The sequence below is a fragment of the Aerococcus sp. BD502 genome (assembly GCF_057919555.1).
Window position 1 is genome coordinate 1,233,399 of the sequence record NZ_CP147972.1, and the last position, 19,660, is coordinate 1,253,058.

Below are 19,660 nucleotides of genomic sequence, written 5' to 3' on the forward strand. Positions count from 1 at the left end.
CGAAAAGAGGAGAGGTCGAGTTGACACTTAAAGGGAAGGTTCTTTCCTTTAATGTAACTCAGACCCTCCTCAGGCCTGACCTGGACTAAAAAGCCGCCACTATCTAGAACGTCACTTCAAAGATCCAAGTAAAAACCTACCCCATTCATAATGCTCCGTCAATGAAAAAGCCAAGTTCCCTGCAGAACTTGGCTTTTTTACTCGCTTTTTAATATGTTATGGGACTTGTTGACCGGTCACCGCTTGGCCTAGCCATTGGTGTAGGACATCCACACTCGGTGCCATGATTTGGCCAGCGTAGGTATCACGGAGGAGCCAAGCAAAGTCGCCGTAAGCATTATAAGCGCGGCCACCCCCAATGCGCATGGCGAGGCGGCCGGTTTCGATGACCTTTTCAGAGGCGATAATGCGAGCGGCAATAATTTTAGCGAGCGCATCCTCGTCCCCTTTAGCACCGGCTTGGGCAGCAGCTTTGGTGGCTTCGACGGAGGCAAAAACATTACTGTAGATGTTGGAGAGGTGGAGTTTCACCGTATCAATTTCCGCCAGCATGGTGCCGTCAGGGTATTTCCGGTCTTGGGCGTGGGCAATGGCGATATCTCGAATATGTTCGCCGAGGCCAGTGTAGACGGCAGCCAGGCCGGTAATAAACATCGGGGCAACGTACATGAGGACTTGGTCCAAGCCGGAGCCGGGTTCACCGATGCGGTATTTATAGTCCAGGGTGACGTCTTTGAGGTCCATGGGGCAGGAAACGTTGGCATGCATGCCTAGGCCGTGCCACCATTCCGGAATAAATTCTACGCCGGCATCGTCTTTGGAAACGACCCAGTTATCGATGACGCCTTCCTGCTCGCCTTCGGATAAGACGAGATAATATTGGGCGTTTTGGGCGGAGGTGACCATGCTTTTCCGCCCCTTTAAGGTGACTTGGCCATCGTGGTGGTCAGCCTTGGTTTCAGGCAGGTAGAAGTGTGTGCCCGTGCCCGACTCACTGTAGGCCAAGGCTAGGAATTGGTGTTTGTTGACCACCGCGTCAATAATTTCGGCCTTTAAATCATCGCTACCAGCATTTAAAATCGTGTTTAAGGCGACGTTATGCATCATGTAGCAGAGGCCAACACTGGCGTTTGCCTTCGCAAACGTCCGCACCACTTCTTCATGCTCAAAAAGTCCGAGTCCCAAGCCACCTTGCTCTTCGGGGATTAAGAGGGTAAAGAAGCCTTCTTCACCAAGCTTTTTAAAAATTTCTTTGGGGAATTGGTATTCTTTGTCTAGATCCTTGGCCACCGGCGCAATCTGTTCGCGGGCAAAGGCTAGGGCTTTTTCTTGAATCGTTGGGTTCATGATTGATTCTCCTTTGTTTTGGTAAGCGTCATTGGATACGTTTAATGTATCACTTACTTATTCCTAGCTCAATAGGAACCTTTTTAAAGCCGGGAAAAACGGGTAAATAAGCCAATATTGTACAGAAAGAGTACAATATAAGAACGTTATGCTCCGAGCAAAATATTTTCCTCAATAAAAAAGCCCCAAGCCAGTGTCTTGGGACTTTCATTTAATAGGCTGTCAGTAAGCCTTCAGGCGTTTTGTGGACGGTAATATCTGTATCGTAGAGTTTAGACATGGTGGGGCAATTGATCAATTCCTTGGGCGTACCCGCAGCAAAGACTTGGCCATTCTTTAGGGCACAGAGGTAATCGGCATAGCGGCTGGCCACATTCAAGTCGTGCACGACCATAATAATCGTCCGGTTCAAGGCCTGGCAGCTGGCTTTCAGGTGGCGGAGAATGGTGGCCTGGCTGGCAATGTCCAAGTTATTTAAGGGCTCATCCAAGAGCACATATGGGGTTTCCTGGGCTAAAATCATGGCGATAAAAGCCCGCTGCTTCTGCCCGCCCGAGCACTCATCAAGGTATTGGTCGGCCAGGGGAGCCAGGTCCAATTGCTCGAGGTAGCGGTCCACCTGGTGGCAGTCTTTTTGGCTGAGGCGGCCATGGCAGAGGGGATAGCGGCCAAAGCACACCAGCTGGCGGACAGTGAGGCGGGAATTAATATGGCTTTCCTGGTGGAGGATGGCGAGCTTTTTCGCCCGCTCGTCGCGCCGCAAGCCACTTAAAGGCTGGGCGTCAAGGAAAACCTCTCCCTCATCAGCGGGCAGTAAGCCCCCTAACATCATGAGGAAAGTCGACTTACCAGCCCCATTCGGCCCGATGATGGCGGTCAATTGGCCATCCGGGAAACCAAAATCTAAGGGGCCAATCAATTGCTTCGGATAAGCTTTGCGTAAGGTTTGACAAGAAATCATCGAAACTCCTTTCGTCTGAGCCAGAGAATACCCAGGAAGACCACACTCCCCACGCTTTCGATGACGAGGGCGACCACCCCTTGGGCATGGACAACGTGCGTCATGAGGAAATAAGCGGAAATGAGGAAGACATAGCCCAGTAAAATCGCAAAAATGAAACGGTAGGTGTGCCGGTAAGTGGGCACCAGTTCATAGGTCACGTTGCTCACAATAAAGCCGAAGAAGGTCAAAGAACCAATCAAAGCCGTGGACACCGCCATTAGAATGGCGACGGCTGCTAAGGCGAGCAGCGTCACCCGTTTTGTCGGCAGGCCGAGGCCAGTGGCGATTTTCTCCCCTAAAAGCAAGACATCCAATTGCCGGGCTAAAAGGAATAGAAGGACACTGGCCACCGCTAGGAGCGGTAGGGCATAGCGAATAATCGTGGGATCGGCATTATTAATCGAGCCCAAAAGCTTGGCCTGCAAAAGATCAAAGGCAGTGGGGGAGAGGAAGCGTTGCAGCATGTTCGTTAAGGAACGCAAGGCCATCCCAAAGACCGCCCCCAGTAAGAGCAGGCTGGTTAAATCAAAATTCTTGCGGGCGAAGAAATAGACGAAGAGTAACACACTCAAGCTCACCATGACTAAAATTTGCCCAAAAAAGAGCCAAGGCCCTGATAAATGGAGCCAAGGGGCCAAGCCTAGCGTGGCCAATAGGGCCGTATTCAGGAATTGGTAGAGGGCTTCAAAACCCAGTAAGGACGGGGTGAGAAGCCGATTTTGGGTCACACTTTGGAAGGTGAGGGTCGCTAGACTTTGGCTAATGGCAACAGCGGCCAGTAACAGTAATTGATAGCGGCGCCGCTTGACGAGCAAGAGGAAGGCTTGCTTTGACAAGCCCTTGGGCAGGCCATAGGTGAGGGTGAGATAGCTCACGGCCAGCGCCAAGAGGGCAAAGAGCACGAGCCGTCCCCAGTAGCGATGCTTGTCTTGGATGTGGCGGAAGACGTTAGGCATGGTTCCGCCCCCTTTGCTGGTGCAGGATCAATAAGAGGAAAGCTAAGGCGCCCAGAGCACTTAAAATAAAAGCCACCGGCATTTCGAAGGGAATGATGAGAATGCGGGAGAGGCAGTCGGCGGCTAAAAGCAAGATTGCACCTAAAAGGCCCACCCAAGGCACACTCGTTTTGGCATCATCCCCTAAGTAAAGCCGAACCATATTGGGGATCAAAAGGCCGATAAAGGGCAGGCGGCCCACGACGGTGGCAATAATGCCGGTAATTAAGGCGACCAAGCCCAGGCCAAGAAGCATGATGCGCTGGTAATTGAGGCCTAAATTCTGGCTCATAAATTCTCCTAAACTGGCAATCGTCAATTGATTAGCGAGGAAGAGAATCGCCAGGCTAGCTGGCACTAAGAGCCAGAGAAATTCATAGCGGCCCGCTTCAATATGGGCAAAGGAGCCCACAAACCAGGAAGCCATGGCCTGCTGGCGCTGCGTGGTTAAGGCAATAAAGGTAGCCAGCGCCTGAATCAACGTCCCCAGCATTAAGCCCACTAAGGGCACCAGTAAGTTCTGCCGGCGGGGGAGAAAACGTAGAAAGACAAAAAAGCAGAGCTGGCCAAGGGCGGCGAAGCCCATGGCCCACAACATCCGATTGAGTAAAGACATGCTAGGTTGAAAAATTAAGGCTAGTAGAATGCCCAAGCCTGCCCATTCAAAGGTTCCGGTCGTGGTTGGCTCTGCGAAGCGATTGCGGGTGAGGAGCTGCATGACAAGCCCGCTAATGGCCAGGGCCCAGCCCGATAAATTGACGGCCAAGGTCCGAGGCAAGCGGGCCAGCCAAAACATCCACCAGCCATCGCTTTGCTTTTGAATATCATAAGCCCCCAAGGAGAGGGAGAGAATGTTTAAAAGCAGCAGCCCTAACAGTAGCCATTTGAAGGCTTTCTTCTGGGTCAGCTGGCGCATCAATTTTTCCTGCAATATTCTCCCCCTCCTTGGCTTTTAATTTATTTTTCAGCTTCCATTTTTTCCGCCATTTCGTTCAAGATTTTCGTCCAAGTTTGGATGGATTCATTCAAGTATGTGTCCGCCGGCGCAATCAAGAGTTGGCCTTTTTCCACAGCGGGCAGGTGGCTAAGACTGCTGGTGGTGTTAATAATTTCTTCGGCGGGTTTGACTTCTTCGCCTTCTTCACTGACAGCCGCATCACGGTCAAAGACTAAGAGCCAGTCGGGTTTACTTTGGGCAATGGCTTCTAAGGAAATGTCTTGGCCCTTGTGGTCACTGGATTCTTGGTCAGTTTCAATCGCTGGTTTTAAGCCGAGTAGGGGATAGATTGGGCCCCAAATACGGCCGGCTTCTGGGGCAATGTAGTTAATTTTTTGCCCAGCAACAACCACAGCGAGCACCTTATCTTCACCATTGTAGGCTTCCTTTGCCCGGTTGACGGCGTCATCGAAATCGGTCGCCAATTTTTCCGCTTCGTCTTCCTTGTCGAAAATTTGGCCAAGAACTTTGACGTCATCTTTTAAGCCGTTCTCGAAGTTTTCAGCAGGATTTTCAGCATCTTCACTGACATCAATGTTTAAGTCAATCACCGCTGCATCTGGCACGAGTTCTTTGATTTCATCATAGTAAGAAGAGAAACGTTGACCGACGATGACGAGATCGGGGTCACTAGCGACGAGGGCTTCCAAATCCGGTTCGCGGTGGTTGCCGAGGTCGGTTAATTCGTCATCTTGCTTGTAAGCGGAAGCGTTTGGCATGACGTCTTTAGGCACGGCGACCAAGTCCACGCCCCAGTCTTCTAAGGTTTGGAAGGTCCGGTTGTCTAAAGCCACTACCCGTTTGGGATGTTTGGGGACCTCCACCTCACCGTGAATGTCTTTGACGGTAATGGTTTCGTCCGTCGCTTCGCCGTCTTTTTCACTTTCTTCTTTGCTGTCGTCCGTTTTTTCCGTGCCTTTATCGGCTTCGTCGCTTTTAGTGTCTGACTTTTCGACCGTTTTACTGCTTTCTTCCTTCGCTGGGTTTGGGCTTTCGCTTTGACCGCCTTGGCAGGCCACGAGGGGCAGGGCTAGGCTGAGAGTCAATAAAAGTTTCGCATATTTTTTCATTTTTGTCTCCTTTTCTGACAATGATAATCATTCTCATTTATTACGCCTTCAATATAGCATAAGCCTGCAAGGTTAGCAAGGCGATTCCTTTTACTTCGTATCAAGCAATGCTCAGTCAAACATCAAGAACTCTATCGAGTCTTTAAAATTCTGAAGGCTCTGCGTTCTGTGTTAGGGACACTGGGTCTCTCGAGGCCTTGGAAGAAAAGATCTGAGCAGCAAAAAACCCATGAACGCGTCATGGGTTAAAGTGAGGGGCTAGAAAGCTTTGAAGTAATGCTCAATCTCCCAGGCGGAGACACTTTGCTCGTAATCGGCACATTCCAAGCGTTTGGCTTCGATGAAGTTGTCAGCAATATGCTGGCCCAGGGCATCTAGGACAACGGGATCTGCTTCTAAGGCATTCAAGGCATCGTTTAAGCTGTAAGGCAGGTGGTCGATGCCGGCGTCTGCTAATTCCTCAGAATTCATGTCGTAGATATTTTGCGGAATACTATGGGGTGGGGTGAGGTCGTTTTCGATCCCTGAGAGGGCGGCGCCGATAATTCCGGCCATAATAAGGTAAGGATTGGCGGAAGGATCGACTGAGCGCAATTCCAAGCGGGTGGAATTCCCTCGGGCGCTCGGCACGCGGACAAGGGGAGAGCGATTTTGGGCGGACCAGGCAATATGAACGGGAGCCTCAAAGCCAGGCGTCAAGCGCTTATAGGAATTAATCAAGGGATTGCCCACGGAGGTCAGGGCCTTGGCGTGCTTCAACAAGCCACCGACCACTTGATAGGCCGTTTTGGAGAGGCCAAGGTCATCGTCAGCTTGAGCAAAGGCATTGCCCTCCTCGGTGAAGAGAGATAAATTGCAGTGCATGCCGGAGCCAGCGATGCCAGCGACCGGTTTAGGCATGAAGGTCGCATGCAAATTATGCTCGCGGGCAATCGTGCGCACGATCAATTTGAAGAGCTGGATCTTATCGCAAGCCTGGACGACATCCAAGTACTTGAAGTCAATTTCGTGCTGGCCAATAGCGCCTTCGTGGTGGGAGGCTTCCACTTCAAAACCTAATTCTTCAAGAATTAAGACAATGTCCCGGCGGCAGTTTTCACCCAAATCGACGGGTGCGAGGTCGAAGTAGCCGGCGTGGTCATTCACCTGGAGGGTGGGTTCTTCCTGGTCATTTCTTAGGAAGAGGAAGAATTCTGCTTCTGGTCCCAAATTCATTTCGCTAAAACCGGCCGCTTCCAATTGCCTTACCATGCGTTTTAGGTTGCCACGTGGGTCACCAGGGAAGGGTGTGCCATCCACTTGGTAAATATCACAAAGCAACAAGCCGATCCGGCGGCCACCTACAGCCTCCCAAGGGAAGACAATCCAAGTATCCAAATCGGGTACCAGGAACATGTCAGATTCTTCAATTCGGACGAAGCCTTCAATGGAAGAGCCATCGAACATCATTTTATTGTCAAGGACCTTGTCTAATTGGCTGATGGGCACTTCCACATTTTTCAAAATACCATCAATTCCTGTAAAGGCCAGGCGGAGGAAATGCACATCTTTTGCTTTGACATCACGGTTAATGTCTTCACGTGTAATTCTTGTCATGAGAGGACTCCTTTACTGCTTATTTCATGTTGTATATTATGGAAGAAATGTCCCCGTCATGCAATATTTTTCATGAAAAAAATGGCAGTTTTTTGAAAATATTTAGCCTCGCTTAAATATTTAGCGTTAACATTAACTTGATGGCAAGAGCAGCTCTCGAATGTTCAATTTTTCTAGGTGCTGGTGGCCATAAAGCAAGCTCTACACCCAGAAAACGATTATTTTTAAGGCGGCTTTTAATGGTAAAAGCAGTGAGAGCATGCTAAGATGAGCATGGAAACTATTTCCATGAACAACATTAATAGGAGGCAAGTATGGAAATTAAACAATATATTGAAGCAGTCGCATCGAAAGAATCTGCACCCGGTGGCGGCTCAGTCATCCCTTTGACCGGAGCCTTGGGGGCTTCCTTAGGCTGCATGGTTTTTGAAATTACCAAGGACAAAAGCAAAAATGCCGACGTGGAAGCGATCGACGCTCTCTTAGGCCGCATGCATGAGCGTATTGAACACTTGCAAGAATTAAGCGATAAGGACGAGGAAGTCTCCGGCTACATGTTCAAGCAATATAGCTTGCCCAAAAATACCGACGAGGAAAAGGAAAAACGGACTGCAGCCATTCAAGACGCCTTGCTTGACGCCACGGAAGTTCCCCTCGATGTGATGGAGACCAGCTTGAAATGCATGAAAGAAATGCAAACGATCGCTGAAACTGGTCGGAAATCTGTCTTGGCGGACGTGGAAGTAGGCATTCAACACTTGCATACGGCTTTAAATTGCGCCAAATATAACGTTATTGAAAATGCTAAATTGTTAAAAGACAAGGAAAAAGCAGACGGCTACACCGAGCGCATGGAAAAAGCCTTAGAAGAAGGCGAGCAAGTGCAAAAGGCAGTGATTGCTGCCGTCAATGACCGCCGGAAATAAGATGCACCCTTGACAAAGGGACCCGGGCATTCTATGATAGAGAAAATAAGTTTCGAGGAGGTTTACACATGCACAAGATGAACCGTTGGCAAGCATGGCTTTAAACGGTGGGTCAAAATAGGCTCACTGGTTTTTCGCGAAGAAAAATAGGAGCCTATGCAGTGTAAACGACGATTGAGTGGCACTTCATAGTGGATATGGAGTGCCTTTTTTGTATCCTAAACTGCACAAGCTCCTTGATGTTAAACCAGAACATTTGAGGAGGATAAGCATGACACAACAAACAGCAGTAAAACAAGCCGGCTACTTTGGTGATTTTGGCGGGCAATACGTCCCCGATATTTTGCAGGACGAATTGGTCCAAATTGAAAAAGCCTTCCGAGAAGCTCAGGCAGACCCCGACTTTCAAGAAACGCTAAATAAGGAACTACGGGACTACTCCGGCCGGGCCACACCACTCTACCATGCCAAGGGCCTAACCAAAGCTTTAGGTGGGGCGCAAATTTACCTGAAACGCGAAGACTTGAACCACCTCGGCGCGCATAAAATTAATAATGTGCTCGGGCAAATTCTTTTAGCTAACCGGCTCGGGAAGAAGCGCGTGATCGCAGAAACAGGTGCCGGCCAGCATGGGGTGGCCACTGCGGCAGTGGCGGCGAAATTCGGCCTAGCCTGTGACGTTTACATGGGCAAGAAAGACGCCCAGCGCCAGCAATTGAATGTTTTCCGCATGGAACTGATGGGGGCGCATGTTAAAGCCGTGACCCAAGGCGGCCAAGGCTTAAAGGACGCGGTGGACGTGGCCATGGGAGACTTGCTGGAGCACTTGGAGGATACCTTCTACGTCATCGGTTCTGCCGTGGGACCTGCACCTTATCCCGAAATGGTGCGCACCTTCCAAAGTGTCATCAGCCAGGAAGCTAAGCAGCAGTTCCTCGACCAGGTCGGTCAGCTGCCTGACGCCGTGCTAGCTTGCGTGGGCGGGGGCTCCAATGCCATCGGCGCCTTCCACCATTTTATCCCCGAAAAATCGGTGCGCCTCATTGCCTGTGAGGCCGCTGGACGGGGACTAGACACCGGGGAAACAGCGGCCAGCTTAACCTTAGGGGAAGTGGCCGTGGACCAGGGCATGAAGACCCTCTTCCTTTGCGATGACAAAAAAGCCATCGCTCCCACGTATTCCATTTCCGCCGGCTTAGATTATCCGGGTGTCGGCCCTGAGCACGCCTACCTTAAGACGAGCGGGCGGGAAGAAGTCTATGCCATCACTGATGATGAGGCACTGGGAGCCTTCCAATTGCTCGCCAAAACCGAAGGCATCCTGCCAGCCTTGGAAAGCTCGCACGCCCTCGCCGGTGCCGTGCGTCTTGCCCCCACCATGGCAGCCGACGAATGTCTGATGGTCAATTTATCGGGCCGTGGGGATAAAGATGTCCCTCAACTGCTGGAAGGACTGGGGCAGGAATCGATGGAAGAAGTTTAGAATTAAAAAAACCTACGCTTACGCATGCTTCGAGAAGATAGAGGCTGCAGCGTGGGTTTTTTTGGCTTACTGTCATTTTTGTTCATGCAAGCGTTTGATGAGTTTGTATGCTACAATAAAAAAAGCTGGCACACGCCAGCTAGGCTTATGTCAACATAAGCAAAATCGGTAAAACCTTATTTGAACCTGCAGTGTTGATTTGAATAGGTCTTAAAGCTGCATAGGTTATTTACCTAATATCATTATATGGGCAAGTAGAAAGGAAGTCAAATGAAAAACAAGAAGAAACTTTACGGGGACTATTATTTAGGGCTAGATATTGGTACTAACTCAGTGGGCTGGGCCGTTACCAACGAGCGCTATAAGGTTTGCAAATTTAACAAAAAATCCATGTGGGGCGTTCGGATGTTTGACGAGGCTAAAACAGCAGAAGACACTCGTTTGTTTCGGACGTCGCGTCGCCGCTATCAACGGCGGCGGGAGCGTTTAGCAACTTTACAAGCCTTTTTCAAGCCAGCGATCGATCGCCTTGATCCTAATTTCTTCACGAATTTAGCAGAGGGGCGCCTGCAAGCTGATGATCGGACAACCGAGGACTCTTACCGCTTATTTAATGATGAGGATTTTACCGACAAGGATTATTACAAAAAATATCCCACCATTTATCATCTTCGCCAGGAATTGATGAAAAATCCCGAACCGCATGATGTGCGGCTCGTTTACCTAGCCCTTCATCATATTTTAAAATACCGCGGACACTTCTTATTGGAGGGAGACTTTCAAAGTGGTCAAGCCATAGAAGAATTACTAGCGGAATTAAATGCGCTTAGCGAGCGTTTGTTTGCTGCCCCAGTTTTTCCTGATATCGGAGATTCCAGCGCGTTTCAAGATGTGACACATTTCCTGAGTGAGTCCATGTCTTTGACTGATAAAAAAAACGGGCTTAAGCAACAATTAGGAAAGAACAGTAAGAATGCTTCATTAAAAAAACTTTGTGATTTACTAGCAGGAGGCAAGGTTAGCTTATCAACGCTTTTTGAAAATTTTACCGGTGAAGAAAGCCTAGAATTTAGAAAAGAACTAGATGAAAGGGACCTCTCCCTCCAGGAACTCACTGGTGATGAACAGCGGCTCTTGGAAGTAGCTAAATTATTGTATGATTGGGGTATTTTACAAAATATCTTAGATGGCGAAGAAAATATTTCCCAAGCCAAGATTAAAAGCTATAACAAATATCGCGAGCAATTAAAGGAATTGAAGGTCCTTGTTAAAAAGTACTTGCCTGAGCACTATCGGTTTTTCTTCCATACACCGAATCTTAAAAATTTAACACCGGAAGAAGAGAAAATCGCGAAACAATATAGTACTAGTAAGGGCTATCAGAATTATGCTAGCTATATGCATCAGGACGGTGGGGAAAAATGTTCTGCAGAAAAGTTTAAGGCATCGCTCAAAAAATTAGTTCAGCAGTTTCCCAAGGAATGTCCAGAGAAAGAGAGCTTGCTAAAGGCAATTGATGACGGGGAATATCTCGTTAAGCAGCGCAAGAAGGACAATGGTGTGATCCCGCGCCAGGTTCACCAGCTAGAATTGGAGAAAATCTTGGGGCAGGCGAAAAACTATCTTCCCTTCTTAAATGAGGAAGACCAGGAAGGGCACACGGTCCAAGATAAAATAAAGCAATTATTTACCTTTCGCATTCCCTACTATGTGGGACCTTTGAACCCAGCTCATAAGGATGATCCTGATAGTGGCTATGCTTGGGTCGTCAGAAAAAAGGCGGGCAAGGTTTACCCTTGGAATTTTGAGGAAATGGTGGATATTGCTTCTTCGGCAAAAAATTTCATTCGCCGGATGACCAGTCCTTGCACTTACCTCTTCGGTGAAGATGTATTGCCCAAAGACTCCCTGCTTTATCAGGAATACCTTGTTTTGAATGCCTTAAATATGTTGTGTTTCAATGGTGAACGGATCACGGCAACAGAGCAAGAAAAGCTTTTTCAAGACCTTTTTATCGAGCAAAATATCCGCGTAACGAAGAAACGAATCGACGCTTGGTACCGCCAGTACCATGGTCTCGGCAAGGATGACTTGCTGGAAGTCACTGGTATTGATGAGGATATCAAAGGACGGCTAACCACCTACCATCAGTTTAAGGCCATTTTCCCTGCCGGCCTGCCCAAGCCAGAATTGCTGGAAAATTGTGTTCTCTGGGGAACATTATTTGGAGAAACGAAGCCCTTATTCCAGGCTGAAATTGAAAAACATTACCAGCAAGAGTTAACCCCTCAAGAAATTAAAGCCCTCACCCGAATCAATTTTTCCGGCTGGGGGAAGTTCTCACAGGCTTTTCTGACTGAGCTTCAAGATACCGAGCATTTTCTGAATGGGCCAACATCGATTATTGAAGCCCTGCGCTCAGGCAGGCAAGGTCAAGTCTATATTCTTGAGGAACTTCTGAGCGGTCAATTTGATTTCATGGCGAAAAAGACAGCGAGAAACCAGGAAGAATTTGCCGGCACTGAAGGCTTTGATATGAAGGTGATTGAGGATCTCGTTCTGTCACCCGCTGTTAAACGGGCCATGTGGCAAAGCCTCCGACTGGTTAAGGAAATCCGCGGTATTATGGGTTACGATCCCAAGCGTATTTTTATTGAGATGGCACGCGGTGGGGGCAAAAAAGGACAGAAGGCGACCTCGCGTCGTGAGTTCCTAGCTAAGCTCTATAAGTCAATTAAGGTTGCTGATGAAGTCAAAGACCAGCTGGATGAGGAAACAGATGCCAATCTACGGCGAAAGAAAATTTTCCTCTACTACTTGCAGCAAGGCAAATGTCTCTACAGTGGGGAGGCCATTGACTATCATACGCTCCTAGGTGATTCTGGGAGTCAAGTTTATGATATTGATCATATTATTCCCCGATCCATCAAGAAAGATGATAGCTACAGTAATCTAGCTCTTGTGAAAAGTGTTTTGAATCGGCATAAAAGCAATGTCTATCCTTTAGAGCCAACAATTCAAAAACAACAGAAAGGCTTCTGGCTAGCTCTACGCCAAATAGGATTAATGTCGAAGCAGAAATTTGCTCGTCTGGTCCGAACCCAGCCCCTATCGATGGAAGAAAAAGCGGGGTTTATTGCGCGACAATTAGTTGAAACCCACCAAAGTTCCAAGGCATTGAAAGATATTTTAACGAAGGCCTTGCCAAAAACCAAGGTCATTCCTGTTAAAGCTCACCTGGTTAGTGAATTCCGAGCCCAGCAGAAAAACAAAGATAAAGATACCAATAAACCGATCAATCCAGACTACCGTTACTACATTAAGGTGCGATCTTTAAATGACTTGCATCATGCTAAGGACGCTTATCTAAATATCATCGTCGGTAATGTGTATTACACGAAATTTACCAGTAATCCGCTTAATTTTCTGAAGAAGGACCACAAGCCTCATTATAATTTAGCGAGGATGTTTGACTTCGATATTCAACGGGGGCAGATCATAGCCTGGCGAGCTGGCCTGGAAGGAACGATCAAACAGGTCAATCGCATGATGAAGCGACATGATGCTCTCCTCACTTGGCAGGCAGGAGAAAAAAGAGGGGGCCTATTTGAGCAAACGATCCAGTCTAAAGGCCAAGGCCAAATACGGGTTAAAAAAGACTTACCTATTGAAAAATATGGAGGCTATACGAGCGCATCTCCTGACTATTATGCAGTATTCCAAAGAAAAAAAGGGAATAGGAAGACTGTTTCCCTTTTATCAATTCCTCGCTATATGGGCGCAGAGATTCAAAACATTGAACAATTGGAGAAGTATGCAGCAAAGAAAGAAGAGGCAGATCAATGCATCTTCATAAAAGGCCCCATTAATCCAGTAAATTGTGTGATCGAATACAAAGAGAAAAAAGGTGAATATGCCGTGCGAGCACGAATAACTTCTCGTTCAGATAATCGATTTAATTTAGCTAATGTGACGCCAGCTGTGTATTCAGTAACATTTATTGAAAATTATAAGCATCTTGAAAAATTAAAAAATCAAGATCAATTGCTAGAACACCGTATCCGTTTAAATGACGAAGAAATGCTAGCGATGTATGATGAGATTCTTAAGAATTTGGATAAAAAGTATTTTAAGGGGCTTTTGACATCAGCAACACACAAGCATTTATGGGAAACGAGAAAAGCAATAGCTCAAAATACAATAACGGTAAAAAAGAAGAAGAGGGATTTGGATCGCTCTGAAAAGGCCGCCCTAATTTTAGAAACAGTGAAGGCATTCGATACAACCTCGATGAATGCTAATTTGGAGTCAGTTGGAAAACCAAAAACTACAGGTCGAATTCGTATACCTAATAACCTATCCAGTAAAACCTATGTCCATCTCATCAATCAATCGGTGACCGGCCTCTTCGAAAATCGGGTGGTGTTATATCAGTCATGAGTTGGCGAACAGTCCTGATTAGTCGACGGGCAAAACTCGATTTAAAACTGAATCATTTGGTTCTCAGACGCCCCAATGAGTTGGTAAAGATTTTTCTAGATGAAATTGCAGTCTTGATTATTGAATCCACAGCCGTTTCTATTACAGCCGCCTTGCTCAATGAGTGTCGAAAACGGAAAATAAAAATTATTTTCTGTGACGAATACCATCAGCCTGCTTTGGAATGTTTTCCCCTTTATGGCAGTCACGATAGTAGTGGCTGCCTAAAGGAGCAGTTGTCTTGGTCGCCATTGTGTGTGGCAGACGTTTGGGCGAGTATTATTCGAGAGAAAATTATGCGCCAAGCCGAGGTTCTTAAACCCCATCATCAGGAAGGGGCAAGTCTATTGTTAACTTATGCGGAACAGATCGAGCCTCTCGATGTAACCAATCGAGAGGCTCATGCAGGGAAAGTATATTTTAACCGTTTGTTTGGTGCTGGCTTTTCTCGCTCGGATGGCTCAGCCATTAATGCTGCCCTTGATTATGGTTATGCTTTAATTTTAGCAGCTTGCAATCGTGAGATTGTTGCAGCTGGCTACAATACGCAGCTCGGACTCTTCCATCGCAATCAATTCAATCCTTATAACTTAGGCTCGGATGTGATGGAACCATATCGGCCTTTGGTAGACCATTTAGTTAAGAAATTTGAACCTACTGAATTTTTGGAGAAGGAACGCCGTACGATGCTGACTATTTTTGACCAAAAAGTAAGCATTGGAGGTAAGAAACGCTATATATTAGATAGTATCCGAGTTTATGTGCACAGCATTTTTAGAGCTTTGCGTCATGAGGATATTAGTTTATTGAGGTTTTATAGAAATGAGTTATAGGTATATGCGGGTGATTGTCTTATTTGATTTGCCGATGGTGACCAGTAAGGAGCGCAAGTCCTATCGCTATTTTCGGCGTTTTTTATTGAAGTCGGGCTTTATCATGCTGCAGCAGTCGGTGTATAGTAAATTAGCTCATAATCCTACAGTGGCTAATACCATCGCTAATAATGTACGCGAGGAGGCGCCAGAGAAAGGCTTAGTTCAACTGCTCATCATTACCGAAAAACAATTTGCACGTATGGAATATGTTGTCGGTGAGCAACATACGGGCACACTAGATTCAATCGACCGGGTGGTGATTTTATGAGGCTGGTTTACACTGGTTTTCCGGAAGCCATTAAAATATCTTCTCCAGGACAATTAATTTTGACGCTTGAATCTCCTAACTTATACCGGCAGTTCTTGTTGGCCCTTCACCAGCAGGCCCTAGGGGAGGAGGACGAAGTAGCTTGTTATCCTATTTTAGGTAGTAGAAAAGAATGCCAATTGGAAACTATTTTTCATCCTTTATTATTGGATGTTAATGAAAAAAAGATTCTAAAGAAATTAGAGCGTATGCTATTAAGCTATGTCACAGAGGATTATCAGGCTTTTATCGGCTTGCAGCAGCATTTACAAGAGTATTTGTATGATATTGCAGAAGCCCTACCTGTGGGGGTCTCTTGGTCGACGGAAATGAATCAGAAGAAATTGCTGCAATTATTTTGCTTCAATATTTTAACTGCTGGGGAAAACTCGTTAGAACGCTTATTGTCTTACTTAGAGGTTATAACAGAACTCAACCTGGCGGAAGTTTTTCTTATCGATCAATTGAGTGCTTATTTCGAAGCACAAGACATTACGGCAGTGATTCAATATGCCCAGCAAAAGGAATTGACCTTAATTTTAATAGAACGACAGGAAATTAAAGGAGGTGAGGAAGCTAGTAAATACATCCTTAGTGTAAAATTATGCTCGGTAAGACTTGAAAAATAAAAAAAGGACATCTATCTTTAAGTTGATCAAAAAAAAGAAAGAAGATGTCCTCATGAATGATATTATCACAGATATTCTAAAAAAGACGGAAAATTGCTCATCTTTAGGTGACTTTGAAGATCTTGTTTATCCGATATTAAGCAATTTTTGCTGTGAATGTCTTGCAGCGGTTTTCACTCAACTTGATCAGCAATTAATTCAAAGATACCAAGCCGAAGGCTGGAAAATTGCTCGCTATGAACCACGCACACTATGTTTTATGTTTGGTGCCGTCACTTTTAGACGCTGTCGGATGAAAAAAGAAGGTCACTCTAGCTTTCTTCCCCTAGATTTGTGTTTAGGCCTAGAAGCAAGAAGTCATCTTTCTTCTCAGGTCAAAGAAAAAATTGCCCAGCTTTGTACGAAGCAAACTTTTCGTGCGACTGCAGAAGCCTTCAATGCTTTAATGCCTTTTAGTATTTCGCATCAGACCGCACATCATATTGTTCAAGAAATTGGGCAAAAAATTTTAAGCTTTGAGAATAAAAAAGCAGAAGAGAAGGAACTGGCTTACTCTCAAAAACGATCCGTTCCTTTTCTGTACATTGAAGGGGATGGGGTTTTAATCACTAAGAAGAAGAAAAAAGGGAAAAGGACAAAACATCTTCAACTACACCGTGTGACTCTCTATGAAGGCGTCGATCGATCCACTTCGCGGCATCAACTTATTCAAGCTCATTATTTTTCTTCTGTTCAATCTAGTGCAGCCCTTCGAGAAAAAGTTAGCCGATTTCTTAACTCCTACTATGATTTACATCAAACGATTGTGATTTCTAATTCGGATGGTGGCAGTGGTTATACGGAGGAAGATTTTAACGAGATGATTGGGGTATGCCTTCGGCATGAACATTTCTGCGATAAATTTCATGTCATTCAAAAAATCAGAACGCGCCTATTTTTTGATCATAAAATACGTCAATTGGTCATTAAAAAAGTGAAGGCTTATGATTTCGAAGGAGTTCAAGTTACTTTGGAGACCTGTGAAAGTCGCTGGCACCATCATCAGGAGTTTTTGGCTGAAATTGAAGCTCTAAGAGCTTATCTTCAAAGGAATTGGTTACTCATTAAACCAGCAGAGCAGCGAGGCTTACCAAACCATTTTTCCGGTGGCGTTTGTGAAGCAGGCCATCGGCTTTATACTTATCGCATGAAAAAGCAAGGACGAAATTGGACCCGTCAAGGCGCAGCAGCAATGGCTGCCATTATCACCGCTCAATCTAATCATTGTTTTGAAGAAGCTGTTCGATCAGATATTGAAGCTAATACAAGCCCATTTATACCCGAATATCCAGGGATTGTTAGGGCAATACTATGTCACAGGCCGCAATAAAGTTCTTGTGGTGCCCATCAGGGCACGATTCCAAGTGAAGTGTCAAGCAGTATGGTCGGGAAATTATACCATACATTTTGTTAGCTGCTTCGCCAAAAGACACGGAGTGCGTGCTAAAGACCTGCGTTAGCAGTGTTAGCAGGCCGTCCGTATATCTGGCTCTCGGAGTGCCGATAGGGTGAGCGTAGCGAGGCCTATCCAACGACATAGAGCCAGAATAGGACGGTCAGGCGTAAGCTTCTATGAAGCGTAAGCCGGTGCCACTGCTTTTCAACGCAGCGTCCTTTAGCACAAAAACGAAGTGACTTTTGAATAATTAGATACGAGATAGAGTTCTTTATGATTGACCGAGCATTGCTTGACACTAACAAATACATCATTGACCGTGATTTTAATGTGATTTATTGATATAATACTAGTGAGACCTTTGAAATAATTCTGTATCTCGCCTATGTTGTAATACTTTTAACAATATATCAATATCCTAAGTTGGTCTTACTTTGGATTTGAGGTTTGAGAGCAGTGTTGATTTGAATAGGTCTTAAACTAGGAGTGCACCGCCTCGTAGTACACCATGGTTTGAGAGCAGTGTTGATTTGAATAGGTCTTAAACTCCTCCTCCTTCTACCGCTTTCGCTTCGTAGTTTGAGAGCAGTGTTGATTTGAATAGGTCTTAAACCCATGGGTTGTAGCTTATAGCGTAAAGAAGTTTGAGAGCAGTGTTGATTTGAATAGGTCTTAAACTTATATTTGCCCATGAGCGCAAGGTGGAGGGTTTGAGAGCAGTGTTGATTTGAATAGGTCTTAAACTAATAGCAGCACCGGTTTAGATAGCGGCCGGTTTGAGAGCAGTGTTGATTTGAATAGGTCTTAAACTGTGTTTTGACAAAGTCCCAAGCGGCTGCCGTTTGAGAGCAGTGTTGATTTGAATAGGTCTTAAACCGATCAATAAAGGCTTTGGTGTAGCGATAAGTTTGAGAGCAGTGTTGATTTGAATAGGTCTTAAACCAAAAAGAGCAAACGCCAGCATGGAGAAAGGTTTGAGAGCAGTGTTGATTTGAATAGGTCTTAAACCACCCCCACAGCAATGCCTTCAGGAATAAAGTTTGAGAGCAGTGTTGATTTGAATAGGTCTTAAACTTTCGTCCTAAAACCTCCCTTAGAAAGATAGTTTGAGAGCAGTGTTGATTTGAATAGGTCTTAAACAGGCGTGCGGGGTAAGTACTGGCAACTCCTGTTTGAGAGCAGTGTTGATTTGAATAGGTCTCAAACAATTATCCAGTGATTGGTTGATGATGGGGTGTTTGAGAGCAGTGTTGATTTGAATAGGTCTCAAACCGAAAAGTTCTTCATACTCATCAGCTGACAGTTTGAGAGCAGTGTTGATTTGAATAGATCTTAAATTATAGTTTTAGGTGGCTGAAGGCCATTAATGATTTAGATAGCTGATCAGACCTCTCCGCCCAGTAAATAACAAAAGCAGCTCAATTTTCTGAGCTGCTTTTTATCTGCCTGCTTACTTCAATGACGTGGCTAAGGTTTCTAAATCCCAAGCAATGTTTTCCAAGATATTCTTATCATTATCGGGGGCGACTTCTAAGGGGTTGAGAGGTTTTAATTGGGCGCCGGTCGCTTGGGAAATGACCTGGGCAAGATGTTCGGAGGCTTGGCTTTCGGTGAAGATGGTTTTCACGTGATATTCCTTGACGAAGTCTTCCACTTCGGCGAGTTGCTTGGCGCTGGGTTCCTGGCTGTCAGACACCCCAGCAATACCTAATTGCGTCAAGCCGAAACGCTGGGCTAAGTAATTGAAGGCCGTGTGCTGGGTGACGAAAGTTTTATGCTCCAATTGGTCAAATTGGGGTTTATATTTATTAACGAGGGCTTCTGCATCGGTCTTGACTTTTTCGGCATTTTTCAAGTAAGTGCTCCTATGCTCGGGGTCTTTTTGCCCCAAGGCTTCGGCGATCGCCTGGGCTTCATCAGCGACAAGGACGGGATCGAGCCAGGTGTGGGGATCCATGAGATTACTGGCATCTTGACCAGGACCAGGCTCGATATCCTCTAGCCCCGGCACGCGTGTCATTTTTAAATTGGCACCGGCTTCCACGATGGTGACCTCTTTACCGTGTAAGTTGTCGGCGAGATTTTTTGTCCAGCCCTCTAGAATATGCGAGTGGTAAATGAAAACATCACTATCTTCAATTTTCACCAGATCACTGGCGGCGGGCTCGAAGCTGTGAATACTTTGCTTGGCGTTAATCATTTCGACCTGATTCAAATCCCCGGACACCATTTTCGTCAGACTATAGATGGGATAGAAACTGGTTTGAATTTTTAGGCTAGCTGCCTCTTGCCGGCCACCACCTTGGCAGCCAGCGAGGAAGAGGAGGCCGGTAAAGAATAAAAATAATGCTTTGCGTATTTTCATAAATCCTCCTTCGTTTTAAATCGTAGTCATTACGAATAAGAGTTTACCCGATTATATGAGCCCTGTCAAGCCCTATGGCGAGAGGAAAAAATGATACTTTTGAAAGTATAAAGACAAAATAGCTGGGGCTTGTATTTTAAATTCACGATAAAA

Annotated in this window: 14 protein-coding genes and 1 CRISPR repeat array; of the genes, 7 read left to right on the plus strand and 7 right to left on the minus strand. The window is 46.0% G+C overall.

Annotated elements, in window-relative coordinates:
* Positions 1-216 precede the first annotated feature (216 nt).
* From WF803_RS05785 to glnA, 6 genes are all read right to left on the minus strand, one after another.
* The gene (locus tag WF803_RS05785; RefSeq protein WP_489610598.1) at positions 217-1,347 is read right to left on the minus strand and encodes an acyl-CoA dehydrogenase family protein; all 1,131 of its coding nucleotides are present in this window, start codon (positions 1,345-1,347) and stop codon (positions 217-219) included.
* A gap of 211 nt (positions 1,348-1,558) precedes the next feature.
* Positions 1,559-2,308 carry an ATP-binding cassette domain-containing protein gene (locus WF803_RS05790; protein WP_489610599.1) on the minus strand — a complete coding sequence of 250 codons (750 nt, stop codon included), beginning with the start codon at positions 2,306-2,308 and terminating at the stop codon, positions 1,559-1,561.
* Positions 2,305-3,306 (minus strand): iron chelate uptake ABC transporter family permease subunit, encoded by a 1,002-nt coding sequence (locus WF803_RS05795; protein ID WP_489610600.1) that lies wholly within the window; start codon positions 3,304-3,306, stop codon positions 2,305-2,307. Before WF803_RS05795 ends, WF803_RS05790 begins: the two co-directional genes overlap by 4 nt.
* Positions 3,299-4,276, minus strand: coding sequence for an iron chelate uptake ABC transporter family permease subunit (locus tag WF803_RS05800; protein WP_489610601.1), 978 nt, complete (start codon positions 4,274-4,276; stop codon positions 3,299-3,301). The genes WF803_RS05795 and WF803_RS05800 overlap by 8 nt, the downstream gene beginning before the upstream one ends.
* 26 nt (positions 4,277-4,302) lie before the next feature.
* A complete protein-coding gene (locus WF803_RS05805) occupies positions 4,303-5,412 on the minus strand; it encodes a siderophore ABC transporter substrate-binding protein (RefSeq protein ID WP_489610602.1) in 1,110 nt (369 codons plus the stop codon).
* Positions 5,413-5,670: 258 nt separating this feature from the next.
* Positions 5,671-7,008: a type I glutamate--ammonia ligase gene (glnA, locus tag WF803_RS05810; RefSeq protein ID WP_489610603.1), complete on the minus strand. Its 1,338-nt coding sequence runs from the start codon at positions 7,006-7,008 to the stop codon at positions 5,671-5,673.
* Positions 7,009-7,322: 314 nt separating this feature from the next.
* Between glnA and WF803_RS05815 the strand changes: the two genes are divergently transcribed.
* The 7 genes from WF803_RS05815 (at position 7,323) to WF803_RS05845 (ending at position 17,076) form a co-directional block, all read left to right on the plus strand.
* Positions 7,323-7,934, plus strand: a complete 612-nt coding sequence (locus tag WF803_RS05815) for a cyclodeaminase/cyclohydrolase family protein (RefSeq protein ID WP_489610604.1) — start codon at positions 7,323-7,325, stop codon at positions 7,932-7,934.
* Between the two features lie 271 nt (positions 7,935-8,205).
* Complete coding sequence (gene trpB / locus WF803_RS05820; RefSeq protein ID WP_489610605.1) at positions 8,206-9,417, plus strand: tryptophan synthase subunit beta; 1,212 nt, start codon at positions 8,206-8,208, stop codon at positions 9,415-9,417.
* Positions 9,418-9,687: 270 nt separating this feature from the next.
* Entirely contained in the window at positions 9,688-13,857 is a 4,170-nt protein-coding gene (cas9, locus tag WF803_RS05825; RefSeq protein WP_489610606.1) for a type II CRISPR RNA-guided endonuclease Cas9, read from the plus strand.
* Entirely contained in the window at positions 13,854-14,729 is an 876-nt protein-coding gene (gene cas1 / locus WF803_RS05830; protein WP_489610607.1) for a type II CRISPR-associated endonuclease Cas1, read from the plus strand. Before cas9 ends, cas1 begins: the two co-directional genes overlap by 4 nt.
* Entirely contained in the window at positions 14,719-15,039 is a 321-nt protein-coding gene (gene cas2, locus WF803_RS05835) for a CRISPR-associated endonuclease Cas2 (RefSeq protein WP_489610608.1), read from the plus strand. Before cas1 ends, cas2 begins: the two co-directional genes overlap by 11 nt.
* Positions 15,036-15,707 (plus strand): type II-A CRISPR-associated protein Csn2, encoded by a 672-nt coding sequence (gene csn2 / locus WF803_RS05840; RefSeq protein WP_489610609.1) that lies wholly within the window; start codon positions 15,036-15,038, stop codon positions 15,705-15,707. The genes cas2 and csn2 overlap by 4 nt, the downstream gene beginning before the upstream one ends.
* 22 nt (positions 15,708-15,729) lie before the next feature.
* On the plus strand, positions 15,730-17,076 hold the full coding sequence (locus WF803_RS05845; RefSeq protein ID WP_489610610.1) for an ISLre2 family transposase: 1,347 nt from the start codon (positions 15,730-15,732) through the stop codon (positions 17,074-17,076).
* A gap of 511 nt (positions 17,077-17,587) precedes the next feature.
* Positions 17,588-18,480: direct repeats of the CRISPR family, unit length 36 nt; unit sequence GTTTGAGAGCAGTGTTGATTTGAATAGGTCTTAAAC.
* A gap of 112 nt (positions 18,481-18,592) precedes the next feature.
* Here WF803_RS05845 and WF803_RS05850 read toward each other — a convergent pair.
* Positions 18,593-19,507: a metal ABC transporter solute-binding protein, Zn/Mn family gene (locus WF803_RS05850; protein WP_489610611.1), complete on the minus strand. Its 915-nt coding sequence runs from the start codon at positions 19,505-19,507 to the stop codon at positions 18,593-18,595.
* Between the last annotated feature and the right edge of the window lie 153 nt (positions 19,508-19,660).